Genomic DNA, 16920 nt, shown 5'->3' on the forward strand with positions numbered 1-16920 from the left:
TTTGACAGTGTTACCGTTACGATATACACCACTAGCAATAAGTTATAGTTGAATTAATCCACAGATTCGATAGCTAATACCTTTTAACTATTCGCATAACTAAAAAGCCCTCGTAATACGAGGGCTTTGTGCTTATTACGCCGGACGAACACCCAGCGTATGGCAAATGGCGTAGCTCATCTCCGCGCGGTTCAGCGTATAGAAGTGGAAATCTTTCACCCCTTCACGGCTTAAAATTTTCACCATGTCCATCGCGATATTGGCCCCCACCAGCTTGCGGGTTTCCGGGTCGTCGTCCAGCCCTTCGTACATTTTGGACATCCACAGCGGAATGCGAACATTGGTCATATCAGCGAATTTCTTCGCCTGTTTGAAGTTAGAAACCGGCAGAATACCCGGGATAATTTCAACGTCGATGCCCGCGGAGACGCAGCGGTCACGGAAACGCAGGTAGCTTTCCACATCAAAGAAGAACTGGGTAATGGCGCGGTTCGCGCCGGCGTCCACTTTACGCTTAAGGTTCAGCAGATCGGCCTGGGCACTTTTCGCTTCCGGATGCACCTCAGGATAAGCGGCAACGGAGATATCAAAGTCAGCCACCTCTTTCAGCAGCGCGACCAGATCGGCGGCATACATGTCCGGCTTACCGCTGCCCGGCGGCAGGTCACCGCGCAGAGCGACGATATGACGAATGCCGTTATTCCAGTAATCCTGGGCGATAGCCCGCAGCTCGTCGCGGGTGGCGTCGATACAGGTGAGGTGCGGAGCCGCTTCCAGACCGGTACGATCTTTAATGCCTTTAATGATGCTGTGCGTACGGTCACGCTCGCCGGAGTTCGCACCGTAAGTCACGGAGACAAACTTCGGTTTCAGGCTGCTGAGACGATCGATAGAGCTCCACAGGGTTTGCTCCATTTCACTGGTGCGCGGCGGGAAAAATTCAAAAGAGACGTTAATCTGGCCGTTTACTTCGGCCAGGCTCTGATTCAGTGCTTCCCGCTGGTTGGCGTGAAAAAAGCTCATACCTTACCTCTATCAATCGCATGTCGTTTTTTGTTGAGTTGTGAACTTCTATACGTTTAGACGTCCAGATGTAAAAATGACGGAAAAGCGAAGGGACGTCAACATAAATAATCAACAATAACGGTGAGGTTTGCTCAGGAAAGATGAAGAAAGTTCATGATGAGTGGTAGGGAGTGAGGCATCGCCTCCCCGGGACCGTACACCCCTTTGGGTAAAGGGGAAAAAACCGCATCGCGCAGTCCTCTCCCCTATGGGATGTACGGTGCGGTTTTAATGCCAGCAGAAGTGATGCACAACCTGGGTAATCAGTTCGCGGGTTGGCTTGATGAAGCGGGTTTCCAGATATTCATCCGGCTGGTGCGCCTGGTTGATGGAGCCGGGGCCCAGGACCAGCGTAGGGCAAAGCGTCTGAATAAACGGCGCTTCGGTGCAGTAGTTCACCACGTCGGTTTTCTCACCGAGCAGCTTTTCCACCACCTCAACCAGCTGATGGTCCGGCGGGCATTCGTAACCCGGGATCGGCGGATGCAGTTCGGAGACCGTCAGGCGGCCCGGCCAGCGCTCGCTCACCGGAGCCAGAGCTTCATTCAGCAGGCCGTCGAGATCGCTCAGGGTCATGCCCGGCAGCGGGCGGATGTCCATATGCAGTTCGCAGCAGGCGCAGATGCGGTTCGAGGCATCGCCGCCGTGCAGGCTGCCGAGGTTCAGGGTCGGATACGGCACGGTGAACGCCTCATAGTGGTAGCGCTCTTTCAGATCGTCGCGCAGGGTCATGATTCGGCCGATGGCGTCATGCATCAGTTCGATGGCGTTCACCCCGCGCGCCGGATCGCTGGAGTGGCCGGACTGGCCCAGCACGCGCACGGCGGTAGAAATATGGCCTTTGTGCGCGCGGATCGGCTGCAGAGACGTCGGCTCGCCAATGATCGCGCAGTCCGGGCGAATCGACGTATTTTCAGAGAAGTAGCGCGCGCCCGCCATGCTGGTTTCTTCATCGGCGGTCGCCAGAATGTAGAGCGGTTTTTTCAGCTTCGTCACGTCCACGTCACGCAGCGCGTCGAGGATAAAGGCGAAGAAGCCTTTCATGTCGGCGGTGCCCAGACCATAGAGCTTGTTGTCGTGCTCGGTCAGGGTGAACGGATCGCGCGTCCAGCGGCCATCGTCAAACGGCACCGTATCGGTATGACCGGCCAGCAGCAGGCCGCCCGCACCGGTTCCGGTGCTGGCGAGCAGGTTAAATTTGTGGCGGGTTCCGGGGACGGGCTGAACCTCAACGTTAAACCCAAGATCGCTAAACCAACCCGCCAGCAGATTGATTAAAGACTCATTGCTCTGATCCAGCGCTTCTTCCGTTGCGCTGATGGACGGTGTGGCAATCAGGGCGCGGTAGATCTCGATAAATGGCGGTAAGTTCATTTTCATTGTTGACACACCTTAGGTCGTGATAGTATCAATATTCATGCAATAAATGTGAATAAAAATACACTAACGTTGAGCATAAAGGAACCCGATGTTGAATACGCTGATTGTAGGCGCTAGCGGTTATGCGGGCGCAGAGCTTGTAAGCTACGTGAATCGCCATCCACATATGACCATAACCGCTTTGACCGTGTCAGCGCAAAGCAATGATGCAGGAAAGTTAATTTCCGATTTGCATCCGCAGCTTAAGGGCATTGTCGATCTGCCGCTGCAGCCCATGTCTGACATCAGCGAGTTTACCGACGGCGTCGACGTGGTGTTTTTAGCCACCGCGCACGAGGTCAGCCACGACCTGGCGCCGCAGTTCCTGGCGGCCGGCTGCGTGGTCTTCGACCTTTCCGGCGCGTTCCGCGTGAACGACGGCGCGTTTTATGAAAAATATTACGGTTTCACCCATCAGCATCCGGATCTGCTTGAAAAAGCGGTGTACGGCCTGGCGGAGTGGAGCGCAGATAAACTGAAAGAAGCGGACCTCATTGCCGTTCCGGGCTGCTACCCGACGGCGGCGCAGCTTTCCCTGAAGCCGCTGATCGACGCAGGTCTGCTGGATCTGAGCCAGTGGCCGGTGATCAACGCCACCAGCGGCGTGAGCGGTGCAGGACGCAAGGCCGCTATTTCCAATAGCTTCTGCGAAGTGAGTCTTCAGCCGTATGGCGTGTTTAATCACCGTCATCACCCTGAAATCACGACGCATCTGGGCGCGGACGTTATTTTCACCCCGCACCTGGGCAGCTTCCCGCGCGGGATCCTCGAAACCATTACCTGCCGCCTGAAACCCGGCGTGACCAAAGAGCAGGTGATCGAGGCCTTCACCCAGGCGTATGCGGATAAACCGCTGGTGCGACTTTACGATAAAGGCGTGCCGGCGCTGAAAAACGTGGTTGGTCTGCCGTTCTGCGACATCGGCTTTGCCGTGCAGGGCGAGCATCTCATCGTTGTTGCCGCGGAAGATAACTTACTCAAAGGCGCTGCCGCACAGGCAATGCAGTGTGCAAATATTCGTTTCGGTTTCCCGGAAACGCAGGCTCTTATTTAAGGTGTGATGATGAACCCATTAATTATCAAACTCGGTGGTGTGCTGCTGGACAGCGAAGAAGCGCTGGAGCGTCTGTTTACCGCGCTGGTGAACTATCGCGAATCACACCAGCGTCCGCTGGTGATTGTCCACGGCGGCGGTTGCGTGGTGGATGAACTGATGAAAGGGCTCAACCTGCCGGTGAAAAAGAAGAACGGCCTGCGCGTGACGCCTGCTGACCAGATTGACATCATTACCGGTGCGCTGGCGGGTACGGCGAACAAAACGCTGCTGGCGTGGGCGAAGAAACACCACATCGCATCCGTCGGCCTCTATCTGGGCGATGGCGACAGCGTAAAAGTGACCCAGCTCGACGAAGAGCTCGGCCACGTTGGACTGGCGCAGCCAGGTTCGCCTAAGCTGATTAACACGCTGCTGGAAGGGGGGTTCCTGCCGGTGGTGAGCTCTATCGGCGTGACCGAAGAGGGCGAGCTGATGAACGTCAACGCTGACCAGGCGGCGACGGCACTGGCGGCAACGCTGGGCGCGGATCTGATCCTGCTCTCCGACGTGAGCGGCATTCTGGACGGCAAAGGCCAGCGCATTGCGGAAATGACGGCTGAGAAAGCCGAGCAGCTGATTGCCCAGGGCATTATTACCGACGGCATGATCGTCAAAGTGAACGCCGCGCTGGATGCCGCACGCACGCTGGGCCGTCCGGTGGATATCGCCTCCTGGCGTCACGCGGAACAACTGCCGGCGCTGTTTAACGGCACGCCGATTGGCACGCGTATTTTAGCGTAAGTTTTTATTGAATGACCGTAGGCCGGGTAAGCGAAGCGCCACCCGGCAGAACTAACGAATAAAGGAATCATGTTATGGCACTTTGGGGTGGGCGTTTTACACAGGCAGCGGATCAGCGGTTCAAACAGTTCAACGACTCTTTGCGCTTCGACTACCGCCTGGCCGAACAGGATATTGTCGGCTCTGTGGCCTGGTCCAAAGCGCTGGTGACGGTGGGCGTACTGACCGCAGACGAACAATTACAGCTGGAAGAAGCGCTGAACAATCTGCTGGAAGAGGTGCGTCTTAACCCGCAGCAGATCCTCGAAAGCGATGCTGAAGATATTCACAGCTGGGTGGAAGGCAAACTTATCGACAAAGTCGGCCAGCTGGGTAAAAAGCTGCATACCGGCCGCAGTCGTAACGACCAGGTCGCCACCGATCTGAAGCTGTGGTGCAAAGATACCGTTGGCGATCTGCTGGCGGCTAACCGTCAGCTGCAGAGCGCGCTGGTGGAGACCGCGCAGAACAACCAGGACGCGGTGATGCCGGGTTATACCCACCTGCAGCGCGCCCAGCCGGTGACCTTCGCACACTGGTGTCTGGCCTACGTCGAGATGCTGGCGCGTGACGAAAGCCGTCTGCAGGATACCCTGAAACGTCTGGACGTCAGCCCGCTGGGCAGCGGCGCGCTGGCCGGTACGGCGTATGAAATCGACCGTGAGCAGCTGGCAGGCTGGCTGGGCTTTGCCTCCGCCACCCGTAACAGCCTGGACAGCGTGTCCGACCGCGACCACGTGCTGGAGTTGCTATCCAATGCGTCTATCGGAATGGTGCACCTGTCGCGCTTTGCCGAAGACCTGATCTTCTTTAACTCTGGCGAAGCGGGCTTTGTTGAGCTGTCCGACCGCGTGACCTCAGGCTCCTCCCTGATGCCACAGAAGAAAAACCCGGACGCGCTGGAGCTGATCCGCGGCAAGTGTGGCCGCGTGCAGGGCGCGCTGACCGGCATGATGATGACCCTGAAAGGGCTGCCGCTGGCGTATAACAAAGACATGCAGGAAGACAAAGAAGGGCTGTTCGACGCGCTCGACACCTGGCTGGACTGTCTGCATATGGGCGCGCTGGTGCTGGACGGCATTCAGGTGAAACGTCCGCGCTGCCAGGAAGCGGCTCAGCAGGGCTATGCGAACTCTACCGAACTGGCGGATTATCTGGTGGCGAAAGGCGTACCGTTCCGTGAAGCGCACCACATTGTGGGTGAAGCGGTGGTGGAAGCCATTCGTCAGGGTAAACCACTGGAAAATCTGGCGCTGGCCGACCTGCAGAAGTTCAGCGCGGTTATCGGGGATGATGTGTATCCGATCCTTGCGCTGCAGTCTTGCCTGGATAAACGTGCCGCGAAAGGCGGCGTGTCGCCGAAGCAGGTGGCGCAGGCGATCGCGGATGCGAAAAACCGGTTGGTTTAATCTGACCTGACAGGTACCCTCTCCCACCGTGCGGGGAGAGGGCCAGGGTGAGGAGTTACAGCAGCTTAGCCAGACGGTTGATGTCGGACTGAATGGCTCCAGCGGTGACATCGCGCCCCGCGCCCGGACCGCGGATCACCAGCGGGTTATCGCGATACCAGCGGCTTTCGATGGCGAAGACGTTATCGCACGGCAGCAGCGCCGCCAGCGGATGTTCAGGACGCACCGCCTCGACGCCGACTCGCGCTTTTCCGTTGGCCTCGAAACGCGCCACGTAGCGCAGCACCAGCCCCATCTCGTTCGCCGCCTCCAGACGCTGTACCATCTGCTCGTTAAGCTCTTCACCATTTTCAAAGAAATGATCCACAGAACCTTCTTCACAGCCGGCAGGCACCAGCGATTCGACGCGTACGGCATCCGGTTCGATGTCGTAACCGGCCTCACGCGCCAGGATCACCAGCTTACGCATCACGTCTTTGCCGGAAAGGTCAACGCGCGGATCGGGCTCGGTTAAGCCCTGCTGCCACGCCTGATCCACCAGGTCGGTGAAGGGTACGGTGCCGTCAAACTGCAGAAACAGCCAGGAGAGCGTGCCGGAGAAGATACCGCTCAGCGCCAGAATGCTGTCGCCGCTTTCAATCAGGTCACGCACGGTGTGGTTAACCGGCAGGCCAGCCCCAACGGTGGCGTTATAAAGCCAGTGGCGCCCCGTTTTTTCAAACGCGTCGTGGATCTGGCGGTATTTATCAGTGCTGCTCGCCCCCGCCAGCTTGTTCGCACTGATGACGTGGAAACCGTGGCTGGCGAAATCAAGGTACTGATCCGCAAGCTGTTCGCTGGCGGTAACGTCCAGCACCACCAGATCGTCATACGGGTGTGCGCGCATCCAGAGGAACAGCGACTCTTCATCCTGCTCTACGGCTTCATCATTAAAGAAGGCAAGCGCGCGGCTGGCATCCAGCCCTTCGTAGTTCAGCAGGCTGCGGCGGCTGTCCACCACGCCCGCGAGAATGAATTCGAATCCGGTACGCGCCGAGAGCGTCACCTGTTCGCGGGCAAACAGTTCCAGCCAGCGGGAACCGATGTTGCCTTTCCCGAACAGCACCAGGCCGATGCGCTTTTCCGCGCGGAACAGGGAGGTGTGCAGACCCTGAATCAGGCTCTCGGTTGGCCCTTTGCGCAGGACGGCGACCAGGCTGATGCCCTCCTCCGACTGCCAGGTGAATTCCACCGGCTGGCCTTTCAGCTGCTGCCAGAAGCGGTGGCAGTGCAGCGGGTTACGGGTGACGCCCGCGCCCACCATCGCCACCAGCGCCAGCCCCTGACGCAGGCGAAGCTCGCCAGGCAGGCCCGCTTCATCCAGAATTTTCAGCGCGCTGTCCGCCACTTCAGCGGTATAGCAGAACTGCAGCAGCTGGCGATCGTTATGCACGCCAACGGCCAGCGGACGCACCTGGGCGCGTTTCAGGATCGTGTCGATATCTTTATGCGCCAGCTTGAAGTCCTGGCCCGCAGGCACCTGGAACTCAATCAGGCAGATGTCGTCGTGGCTGGTGACAATACGCGCCCCGGTACCGGACGCCAGCACGCGCTCAATGCGCGTGGAGCCTTGATCCGGGGTGTAACTGCAGCGCAGCTGGAGGTCGATATCGCTGCCGGAAACCGGCTGCAGCGTGCGCGCGTGCAGTACCGGCGCGGCCAGACGCGCCAGCTCGCTGGCTTCGTCGAGACGCAGCAGCGGCAGCAGGCAGGCATCTTTCACTTTACGCGGGTCCGCGCTGTACACACCGGCCACGTCGCTCCAGATGGTGACGCGGGACACGCCCGCCAGGGCACCAATCTGCGTTGCCGAGTAGTCCGAACCGTTACGGCCCAGCAGCACGGTTTCGCCCGCGTTGCTGCGGCTGATAAAGCCGGTGACGACAATACGTTTGCCCGGGTGCTGCACCAGCAGCTGTTGCAGCAGCGGGTAGGACAACCCTTCATCCACCTGCGGCTGCGCGGCGCGTTCGGCGCGCAGGAAATCACGCGCGTCGAGCCAGGCCGCTTCCACGCCCAGGTGTTGCAGCACGGCGGCCATCAGGCGCGCGGACCACACTTCACCGTGGCCCACCACTTCGGCATACACCGCGTCGGTAATTCCGCTGTCCAGCAGGGCAGCCAGACGCTCAAGGTCATGCGTAAAGGCGCTGATCAGCCCGTCCGCCACGTCCGCAGGCAGCAGGCCGGCAATCAGCTCGCTCTGGTAACGGCGTAAGGACTGTTGCACCTGATGCGCAGAAAGGCGATCGGTCTGGCTCAGTTTCAGCCAGCTAATCAACTGGTTGGTGGTGCTGCCCGCCGCCGAGACAACCATCATGTCACCCGGCTGTGAATATTCCGTCATGATGCCTGCAACGCGCAGGTAACATTTCACATCAGCAAGACTACTACCACCAAACTTGTGCAGTTGACGACCCTTCGCCCCTGCCTGCGCTATCACACTCATGATTACCCCTTGGCTGCGATCCGGAAGGCATTTTCCAGATCGGCAATTAAATCTTCAGAATCTTCAATGCCGGTTGAGATACGCAGCAGCGTCTCAGAAATTCCGGCGGCGGCACGAGCTTCCGGTGCCATACCTGCGTGCGTCATGGTCGCGGCGTGGGAGATCAAGCTTTCAACCCCACCTAAGGATTCCGCCAGCGTAAACAATGACAGCCCGCTCAGGAAGCGACGCAGCGTTTGCTCGTCACCGTCCAGTTCAAAACTTAACATCGCGCCAAACCCTTTCTGCTGACGCGCGGCAATCTCGTGCCCCTGATTTTCCGGCAGCGACGGGTGATAAAGCTTTTTCACCAGCGGCTGGGTTTTCAGGAAATCGACAATCGCCTGAGCATTGCGCTGCGCCACGTCCATGCGCGGCGACAGCGTGCGGATGCCGCGCAACAGCAGATAGCTGTCGAAGGCCCCCGCGGTGACGCCAATATTATTGGCCCACCATGCCAGTTCGGTGACAACGTCGGGATCTTTGGCAATCACCACGCCCGCCACCACATCAGAATGGCCGTTCAGATATTTAGTGCATGAATGCAATACCAGATCGGCACCCAGTGCGAGTGGGTTCTGAAGGGCCGGACTGAGGAACGTATTATCCACTACACTTATCGCTCCCGCATCCCTTGCGAGCTGACAAATTTTCGCAATATCGACAACGCGCAACAATGGATTGCTTGGGCTTTCCACCAGAACCAGCTTCGGTTTCTCTGCCAGGGCCTGTTTCAGCGCCTGTTCATCGTTTTGATCGACAAACAGGACGCGATAGCAGCCGCGTTTCGCCAGGCTGTCAAACAGGCGATAGCTGCCGCCGTAGCAGTCGTGCGGTGCAACCAGCAGGTCACCTGGTTTCAGGAACACCGTGGTCACCAGGTGAATGGCGGACATCCCCGTATTGGTTAATACTGCACCTGCGCCACCTTCCAGCTCGGCCAGCGCGCGCTGGGTCACGTCACGCGTAGGGTTGCCACGACGCGAATAATCATGCGCGCGGGGTTCATTAAATCCGGTGAAGTTATAGGTACTGGAAAGATGAATCGGCGGGACAACGCAGCCGTACTGCTCGTCATCATTTAATCCGCTACGCACTGCAATAGTGGCCTGTTTACGCGTCATGGTGAGGGCTTCCTGGCGAATGAGGTGAAAAGTCAGGCACCAGAGTAAACATTGAAAGTATGGACGTCAATACATCTGGACATCTAAACTTCTTTGCGTATAGATTGAGCAATGCGCAAATAGCCGTTAAAATTATATGCTTTAGTGCACGCTGCAGCGGCAATATCCGTGCCACGGTATCGTCTCTACGGTAAACTAGACAAGATTGCGGTTCAAAACGGGTGGTTACAGGTTTTGCACCTTTAAATAAATGACTGAGAGGATTAAAGGTATCTCATGGCTGAATGGAGCGGCGAATATATCAGCCCATACGCTGAGCACGGTAAGAAGAGTGAGCAAGTAAAGAAAATTACGGTTTCCATTCCTCTGAAGGTGTTGAAGATCCTCACCGATGAACGTACGCGTCGTCAGGTGAACAACCTGCGCCACGCGACCAACAGCGAACTGCTGTGCGAAGCGTTTCTGCATGCGTTTACCGGTCAACCGTTGCCGAACGATGAAGATCTGCGCAAAGAGCGTAGTGATGAAATCCCGGAAGAGGCGAAGGTGATCATGCGTGAACTGGGTATTGACCCGGATACGTGGGAATACTGAGAAGCGGATACAAAAAAGGCACCTTGCGGTGCCTTTTTTCGGGAAACTTATTTAGCGCCCGGGATGCTGAAACGCTTGTTGAAGCGGTCAACACGGCCACCGGTTGCAACGTCACGCTGCTTACCAGTGTAGAACGGGTGGCATTTGCCGCACACGTCCAGGTTCAGATCGTGACCCACGGTAGAGCGGATCTGGATAGAGTTACCGCAAGAACAGTTTGCAGTAATCATTTCGTATTTCGGGTGAATATCTTTTTTCATGGGAGAACCTCAGTTAAGGCCGCGTCGCTCTTCCAGCCCTAACGCCAGACACCACGCGATGTTGATTGTAAGTTCTTTGGCGTAAAGTACACCAAAGGCGGCGAATCATACAGAATTTGACCAACGTATGCAAACTGATCCGCACGCCGCTTTTACTAATGTGTATACTAACGCGCCACTTTTCAAGTCAGGAAGATTCGATGCCCGTCGCTCACGTTGCCCTGCCCGTTCCGCTCCCCCGCACCTTTGACTACCTGCTGCCCGACAGCATGAGCGCCAAAGCGGGCTGCCGCGTGACCGTGCCGTTTGGCAAACAGCAGCGCGTGGGGATCGTCGTCTCCGTCAGCGATAAAAGCGAATTACCGCTTAACGAGCTGAAGTCGGTCGTTGAGGTGCTGGACAGCGAGCCGGTTTACTCCACCAGCACCTGGCGACTGCTGCTGTGGGCGGCGGATTATTATCATCACCCGATTGGCGACGTGCTGTTCCACGCCCTGCCAATCATGCTGCGCCAGGGCAAAAGCGCCAGCCATGCGCCGATGTGGTACTGGTTTGCCACCGAGCAGGGCCAGGCGGTGGACATCAACAGCCTGAAGCGATCGCAGAAACAGCAGCAGGCGCTGGCGGCGCTGCGTCAGGGAAAAATCTGGCGACATCAGGTCGACGAGCTTGAGATCAGCGAAACGGCGCTACAGGCCTTAAGAAAGAAAGGGCTGAGCGAACTGGCCAGCGAAGCCCCCGCTCTTTATGACTGGCGGGAGAGTTTCTCCGTTTCAGGGGATCGCCTGCGTCTGAATACCGAGCAGGCCACCGCCGTGGGCGCGATTCATAGCGCCTCCGATCATTTCTCTGCCTGGCTGCTGGCAGGGGTGACGGGTTCCGGCAAAACGGAAGTCTACCTGAGCGTGCTGGAAAACGTGCTCGCGCAGGGCAAACAGGCGCTGGTGATGGTGCCGGAAATTGGCCTGACGCCGCAAACCATCGCCCGATTCCGCGAGCGCTTTAACGCGCCGGTTGAGGTGCTGCACTCCGGCCTGAACGACAGCGAACGCCTCAGCGCCTGGCTGAAAGCCAAAAACGGCGAAGCGGCGATTGTGATCGGCACCCGCTCGTCGCTGTTTACGCCGTTTAAAAATCTTGGCGTTATCGTGATCGACGAAGAACACGACAGCTCCTATAAACAGCAGGAAGGCTGGCGCTATCACGCCCGCGATCTGGCGGTCTATCGCGCGCACAGCGAGCAAATTCCCATTATTCTCGGCTCCGCCACGCCGGCGCTCGAAACGCTGCACAACGTGCGCCAGCGTAAGTACCACATGCTGCGCCTGACGCGTCGGGCGGGGAATGCCCGTCCGGCCATTCAGCACGTGCTGGATCTGAAAGGTCAGCAGGTTCAGGCCGGGCTTGCGCCTGCATTGATTACCCGCATGCGCCAGCACCTGCAGGCGGGGAACCAGGTGATCCTGTTTCTGAACCGCCGCGGATTCGCCCCCGCCCTGCTGTGCCACGACTGCGGCTGGATTGCCGAGTGTCCGCGCTGCGACCACTACTATACCTTCCACCAGGCCCAGCGGCATTTGCGCTGCCACCACTGCGACAGCCAGCGCCCGGTGCCGCGCCAGTGCCCGTCGTGTGGTTCCACGCATATTGTGCCGGTCGGTCTGGGGACGGAACAGCTGGAACAGGCGCTTGGCCCCTTCTTCCCGGACGTGCCTATTTCGCGTATCGACCGGGACACCACCAGCCGCAAGGGCGCGCTGGAACAGCAGCTGGCGGAAGTGCATCGCGGCGGCGCGCGCATCCTGATTGGTACGCAGATGCTGGCCAAAGGCCACCACTTCCCGGACGTGACGCTGGTTGCCCTGCTGGACGTAGACGGCGCGCTGTTTTCGGCTGATTTCCGCTCAGCCGAGCGCTTCGCCCAGCTTTATACCCAGGTGGCAGGGCGTGCCGGTCGCGCCGGTAAACAGGGCGAAGTGGTGCTGCAAACGCACCATCCTGAGCACCCGCTGCTGCAAACCCTGCTGCATAAAGGCTATGACGCCTTTGCCGAGCAGGCGCTTGCCGAACGCCAGACCATGCAGCTGCCGCCGTGGACCAGCCACGTCATCATCCGCGCGAAGATCACAACAACCAGCAGGCGCCGCTTTTCCTGCAGCAGCTGAGAAACCTCCTGCAGGCCAGCCCGCTGGTGGATAATCAGCTGTGGATCCTGGGCCCTGTGCCGGCACTCGCACCAAAGCGCGGCGGACGTTTCCGCTGGCAAATCTTACTTCAGCACCCCTCACGCGTTCGCCTGCAGCATATCGTCAGCGGCACGCTGGCGCTCATCAACACGCTGCCGGAAGCGCGAAAAGTGAAGTGGGTACTGGACGTCGATCCCATCGAAGGCTGAAGACGGATCGAAAAATTTAACGCTCCTCACACTTTTTATGAAAATTCTGTAACCGATTCCATTAACTATCTGTAAAAATGGTGATGTCAGAAGTTCGGTGTTCAGGCGAGGAGAAGACGTTGAAGTCCAGGAAAGAGGTTGCACCGGCGACCATGAAAGACGTTGCCCAGAAAGCACAAGTCTCTACGGCAACGGTATCCCGCGCATTAATGAACCCGGATAAAGTCTCCCAGGCGACCCGTAACCGGGTAGAGCAGGCTGCGCTTGAAGTGGGTTATTTCCCACAGGCGATGGGGCGTAACGTTAAACGCAATGAGTCGCGCACCATTCTGGTGATTGTGCCGGATATCTGCGACCCCTTCTTCAGCGAGATTATCCGCGGTATTGAAGTCACCGCAGCGGAACAGGGTTACCTGGTGCTGATTGGCGACTGCGCTCACCAGAACCAGCAGGAAAAAACCTTCATCGATCTCATTATTACCAAGCAGATCGACGGCATGCTGCTGCTTGGCTCTCGTCTGCCGTTTGATGCCAGCATTGAAGAGCAGCGTAATTTACCGCCGATGGTGATGGCCAACGAGTTTGCGCCGGAGCTGGAGCTGCCGACGGTGCACATTGATAACCTCACCGCCGCGTTCAACGCCGTAAACTATCTCCAGGAACTGGGGCACAAGCGCATTGGCTGTATTGCCGGGCCTGAAGAGATGCCGCTGTGTCACTATCGCTTACAGGGCTACGTTCAGGCGCTGCGCCGTACCGGCGTCACCGTCGATCCGCACTACATTGCGCGCGGTGATTTTACCTTCACCGCAGGTGGACAAGCGCTTGAGAAACTTCTGGACTTGCCTGAACCGCCAACCGCCGTATTTTGTCACAGCGACGTGATGGCGCTGGGCGCATTGTCGTACGCCAAACGCCGCGGCCTTCGCATACCGAAAGATTTATCGATCATCGGATTCGACAATATTTCGCTTTCAGAATTTTGCGATCCGCCGCTCTCAACGGTCGCTCAGCCGCGCTACCAAATCGGCCGCGAAGCGATGCTCCTTCTGCTTGATCAGCTTCACGGTCAAACAGTTAGCAGCGGCTCGCGGTTGCTGGACTGTGAACTGATTGTCCGCGGCACTACCCAGGCATTGACTTAAAGTAAACGTCTTTCGGATACCCTTATCTGGTCAAAGCGCCGCCGCTTAAGTAACATGGCGGACTGACGAACGAATAAATACAGCGAAACGATAGTGGCACAACGAGATTATGTACGTCGCGGCCAGCCGGCACCTTCGCGACGCAAAAAGAGTAGCTCAAGGAAAAAGCAACGTAACCTGCCTGCTGTCTCGCCAGCAATGGTCGCTATTGCTGCGGCTGTAGTCGTCGCCTTTATTGGTGGCCTGTACTTTATCACGCACCATAAAAAAGAAGAGTCTGAGGCGCTTCAGGCCAGTAAAGTTGCCGGAAATGGCCTTCCTCCGAAGCCTGAAGAGCGCTGGCGCTATATCAAAGAGCTGGAAAGCCGTCAGCCTGGGGTGCGTGCGCCAACCGAACCTTCTGCGGGTGGTGAAGTGCAGAATGCGAATCAGCTGACGGATGAACAGCGACAGCTGCTGGCCCAAATGCAGGCCGATATGCGCCAGCAGCCTACGCAGCTGAACGAAGTGCCGTGGAATGAGCAGACGCCGGCACAGCGCCAGCAAACGCTGCAGCGACGTCAGGCGCAACAGCAGATCCAGCAGCAGCAGCAACAACAGCAGCAGTGGGCGCAAACCCAGCCGGTGCAGCAGCCGAAAGCACAGCCGCGGGTAACGGAACAGCCATACCAGCAGCAGACGCGTACGGCGCAGTCTCAGCCTGTCCAGCAGCAGCCGAAAATGCAGCCGCAGAAACAGGCGGCTCAGCCGTATCAGGATCTGCTCCAGACGCCAGCGCATACCACCGCGCAGCAGCCGAAAACGCAGCAGGCCGCGCCGGTGACCAAAGAGACCGAAGCGCCGAAGCAGACGGCTGAGAAAAAAGACGAGCGTCGCTGGATGGTACAGTGCGGTTCGTTCAAAGGCGCAGAGCAGGCGGAAACGGTACGTGCTCAGCTGGCCTTTGAAGGGTTTGATTCGCGTATTACCACCAATAACGGCTGGAATCGCGTGGTGATTGGTCCGGTCAAAGGCAAAGAAAATGCCGATGGCACTATTTCTCGTTTGAAAATCGCCGGCCACACAAACTGCATTCGACTCGCCTCCGGGGGTTGAAACCCCCGAAATCCCCCCCCATCTATCATTTAATTCAGCCCTGAGCACAGGCTCAGGGCTTCTGTTTCCCGATTCTGTAACCAGGGGGTCTGCTCGTGACAACAATAGTAAGTGTACGCCGTAACGGCCATGTGGTAATCGCCGGTGATGGCCAGGCCACGCTGGGTAATACCGTCATGAAAGGCAACGTGAAGAAAGTGCGCCGCCTCTACAACGACAAAGTGATCGCCGGTTTTGCAGGCGGCACGGCGGACGCCTTCACGCTGTTTGAACTGTTTGAACGCAAACTGGAAATGCACCAGGGTCATCTGGTGAAAGCTGCCGTTGAGCTGGCGAAAGACTGGCGTACCGACCGCATGCTGCGCAAGCTCGAAGCGCTGCTGGCCGTGGCCGATGAAACCGCCTCGCTGATCATCACCGGTAACGGTGACGTGATTCAGCCGGAAAATGATCTGATTGCCATCGGCTCTGGCGGCCCTTATGCCCAGGCTGCAGCCCGCGCGCTGTTGGAGAATACCGACATGAACGCGCGTGATATCGCGGTGAAGGCGTTGGATATTGCAGGTGATATCTGCATTTATACCAACCACAACCACACCATCGAAGAATTGACCTCCAAAGCGTAAGGATCTCCCATGTCTGAAATGACCCCACGCGAAATTGTCAGCGAACTGAACAAACACATTATCGGCCAGGATAACGCCAAGCGTTCCGTGGCTATCGCCCTGCGTAACCGCTGGCGTCGTATGCAGCTTGATGAAGAGCTGCGCCACGAAGTGACGCCGAAAAACATTCTGATGATCGGCCCGACCGGCGTCGGTAAAACCGAAATCGCCCGTCGTCTGGCGAAGCTGGCTAACGCGCCGTTCATCAAAGTGGAAGCCACCAAGTTCACCGAAGTGGGCTATGTGGGTAAAGAAGTGGACTCCATCATCCGCGATCTGACCGACTCGGCGATCAAGATGGTGCGCGTCCAGGCGATCGAGAAAAACCGCTATCGCGCGGAAGAGATGGCCGAAGAGCGCATTCTCGACGTGCTGATCCCACCGGCAAAAAACAACTGGGGCCAGGCAGAGCAGCAGGCTGAACCGTCCGCTGCGCGCCAGGCATTCCGCAAGAAGCTGCGCGAAGGCCAGCTGGACGACAAAGAGATTGAGATCGATCTCGCTGCCGCGCCAATGGGTGTGGAAATCATGGCGCCTCCGGGCATGGAAGAGATGACCAGCCAACTGCAGTCCATGTTCCAGAACCTGGGCGGCCAGAAGCAGAAAGCGCGTAAGCTGAAAATCAAAGACGCGATGAAGCTGCTGATTGAAGAAGAAGCGGCGAAGCTGGTGAACCCGGAAGAGCTGAAGCAGGACGCTATCGACGCGGTTGAGCAGCACGGTATCGTGTTTATCGACGAAATCGACAAAATTTGTAAGCGCGGCGGCAACAGCTCCGGCCCGGACGTGTCCCGCGAAGGCGTTCAACGCGACCTGCTGCCGCTGGTTGAAGGCTGCACCGTCTCCACCAAGCACGGCATGGTGAAAACGGACCACATCCTGTTTATCGCTTCCGGGGCGTTCCAGGTTGCCAGCCCGTCGGATCTGATCCCCGAACTGCAGGGGCGTCTGCCTATCCGCGTTGAGCTGCAGGCGCTGACCACCGAAGATTTCGAACGTATCCTGACCGAGCCGAACGCCTCTGCTACCGTACAGTACAAAGCGCTGATGGCGACCGAAGGCGTGAACCTCGAGTTCACCGAAGACGGTATCAAGCGTATTGCTCAGGCCGCATGGCAGGTCAACGAAACCACCGAGAACATCGGTGCGCGTCGTCTGCATACCGTGCTGGAACGCCTGGTGGAAGATATCTCTTACGACGCGAGCGACCTTAACGGTCAAACCGTTACCATTGACGCAGAATATGTGAGTAAACATCTGGATGCGTTAGTGGCAGATGAAGATCTGAGCCGTTTTATCCTATAATCGCGGTTACTGGATTCTCATCACGTTTAATGGGGGCTAAT

General features: G+C 57.8%; 13 protein-coding genes and 1 pseudogene. 9 read left to right on the top strand and 5 right to left on the bottom strand.

Annotation, left to right across the window (positions count from 1 at the left end):
* Positions 1–135: 135 nt before the first annotated feature.
* Entirely contained in the window at positions 136–1023 is an 888-nt protein-coding gene (metF, locus tag ACZ6J2_RS19800) for a methylenetetrahydrofolate reductase (RefSeq protein WP_064673068.1), read from the bottom strand.
* 270 nt (positions 1024–1293) lie between these two features.
* Positions 1294–2445: an acetylornithine deacetylase gene (gene argE / locus ACZ6J2_RS19805; protein WP_008501790.1), complete on the bottom strand. Its 1152-nt coding sequence runs from the start codon at positions 2443–2445 to the stop codon at positions 1294–1296.
* 88 nt (positions 2446–2533) lie between these two features.
* Here argE and argC point away from each other — a divergent pair, with 88 nt between their 5' ends.
* The 3 genes from argC to argH all read left to right on the top strand — a co-directional run bounded on the left by argC (position 2534) and on the right by argH (position 5769).
* Positions 2534–3538 (top strand): N-acetyl-gamma-glutamyl-phosphate reductase, encoded by a 1005-nt coding sequence (gene argC, locus ACZ6J2_RS19810; RefSeq protein ID WP_471726496.1) that lies wholly within the window; start codon positions 2534–2536, stop codon positions 3536–3538.
* Positions 3539–3544: 6 nt separating this feature from the next.
* A complete protein-coding gene (argB, locus tag ACZ6J2_RS19815) occupies positions 3545–4321 on the top strand; it encodes an acetylglutamate kinase (RefSeq protein ID WP_090420882.1) in 777 nt (258 codons plus the stop codon).
* Between the two features lie 74 nt (positions 4322–4395).
* Positions 4396–5769 carry an argininosuccinate lyase gene (gene argH, locus ACZ6J2_RS19820; RefSeq protein WP_471726497.1) on the top strand — a complete coding sequence of 458 codons (1374 nt, stop codon included), beginning with the start codon at positions 4396–4398 and terminating at the stop codon, positions 5767–5769.
* A 55-nt stretch (positions 5770–5824) separates the two neighbouring features.
* On the opposite strand, the gene ACZ6J2_RS19825 is transcribed toward argH, so the two are convergent.
* Both ACZ6J2_RS19825 and metB read right to left on the bottom strand, forming a co-directional pair.
* Complete coding sequence (locus ACZ6J2_RS19825) at positions 5825–8257, bottom strand: bifunctional aspartate kinase/homoserine dehydrogenase II (RefSeq protein ID WP_032662744.1); 2433 nt, start codon at positions 8255–8257, stop codon at positions 5825–5827.
* Between the two features lie 2 nt (positions 8258–8259).
* Positions 8260–9420: a cystathionine gamma-synthase gene (gene metB / locus ACZ6J2_RS19830; RefSeq protein ID WP_033146933.1), complete on the bottom strand. Its 1161-nt coding sequence runs from the start codon at positions 9418–9420 to the stop codon at positions 8260–8262.
* Between the two features lie 276 nt (positions 9421–9696).
* Between metB and metJ the strand changes: the two genes are divergently transcribed.
* Complete coding sequence (gene metJ / locus ACZ6J2_RS19835) at positions 9697–10014, top strand: met regulon transcriptional regulator MetJ (protein WP_007369220.1); 318 nt, start codon at positions 9697–9699, stop codon at positions 10012–10014.
* Positions 10015–10061: 47 nt separating this feature from the next.
* Here the strand turns inward: metJ and rpmE are convergent, their stop codons facing one another.
* Positions 10062–10274: a 50S ribosomal protein L31 gene (gene rpmE / locus ACZ6J2_RS19840; RefSeq protein WP_003862040.1), complete on the bottom strand. Its 213-nt coding sequence runs from the start codon at positions 10272–10274 to the stop codon at positions 10062–10064.
* Positions 10275–10474: 200 nt separating this feature from the next.
* Here rpmE and priA point away from each other — a divergent pair.
* The 5 genes and pseudogenes from priA (at position 10475) to hslU (ending at position 16879) form a co-directional block, all read left to right on the top strand.
* Positions 10475–12669, top strand: a pseudogene (priA, locus tag ACZ6J2_RS19845) (primosomal protein N').
* Between the two features lie 119 nt (positions 12670–12788).
* On the top strand, positions 12789–13814 hold the full coding sequence (gene cytR / locus ACZ6J2_RS19850; protein WP_471726498.1) for a DNA-binding transcriptional regulator CytR: 1026 nt from the start codon (positions 12789–12791) through the stop codon (positions 13812–13814).
* Positions 13815–13907: 93 nt separating this feature from the next.
* Complete coding sequence (gene ftsN, locus ACZ6J2_RS19855; RefSeq protein ID WP_471726499.1) at positions 13908–14909, top strand: cell division protein FtsN; 1002 nt, start codon at positions 13908–13910, stop codon at positions 14907–14909.
* Between the two features lie 95 nt (positions 14910–15004).
* The gene (hslV, locus tag ACZ6J2_RS19860; protein WP_008501802.1) at positions 15005–15535 is read left to right on the top strand and encodes an ATP-dependent protease subunit HslV; all 531 of its coding nucleotides are present in this window, start codon (positions 15005–15007) and stop codon (positions 15533–15535) included.
* Positions 15536–15544: 9 nt separating this feature from the next.
* Positions 15545–16879: an HslU--HslV peptidase ATPase subunit gene (gene hslU, locus ACZ6J2_RS19865; protein ID WP_023309685.1), complete on the top strand. Its 1335-nt coding sequence runs from the start codon at positions 15545–15547 to the stop codon at positions 16877–16879.
* Positions 16880–16920: the final 41 nt, after the last annotated feature.

Source organism: Enterobacter sp. E14S (assembly GCF_055666685.1).

Bases quoted from the DNA above. Each gene is read 5' to 3' on its own strand.
- metF (WP_064673068.1), bottom strand. From the start codon at position 1,023: ATGAGCTTTTTTCACGCCAACCAGCGGGAAGCACTGAATCAGAGCCTG.
- argE (WP_008501790.1), bottom strand. From the start codon at position 2,445: ATGAAAATGAACTTACCGCCATTTATCGAGATCTACCGCGCCCTGATT.
- argC (WP_471726496.1), top strand. From the start codon at position 2,534: ATGTTGAATACGCTGATTGTAGGCGCTAGCGGTTATGCGGGCGCAGAG.
- argB (WP_090420882.1), top strand. From the start codon at position 3,545: ATGATGAACCCATTAATTATCAAACTCGGTGGTGTGCTGCTGGACAGC.
- argH (WP_471726497.1), top strand. From the start codon at position 4,396: ATGGCACTTTGGGGTGGGCGTTTTACACAGGCAGCGGATCAGCGGTTC.
- ACZ6J2_RS19825 (WP_032662744.1), bottom strand. From the start codon at position 8,257: ATGAGTGTGATAGCGCAGGCAGGGGCGAAGGGTCGTCAACTGCACAAG.
- metB (WP_033146933.1), bottom strand. From the start codon at position 9,420: ATGACGCGTAAACAGGCCACTATTGCAGTGCGTAGCGGATTAAATGAT.
- metJ (WP_007369220.1), top strand. From the start codon at position 9,697: ATGGCTGAATGGAGCGGCGAATATATCAGCCCATACGCTGAGCACGGT.
- rpmE (WP_003862040.1), bottom strand. From the start codon at position 10,274: ATGAAAAAAGATATTCACCCGAAATACGAAATGATTACTGCAAACTGT.
- hslU (WP_023309685.1), top strand. From the start codon at position 15,545: ATGTCTGAAATGACCCCACGCGAAATTGTCAGCGAACTGAACAAACAC.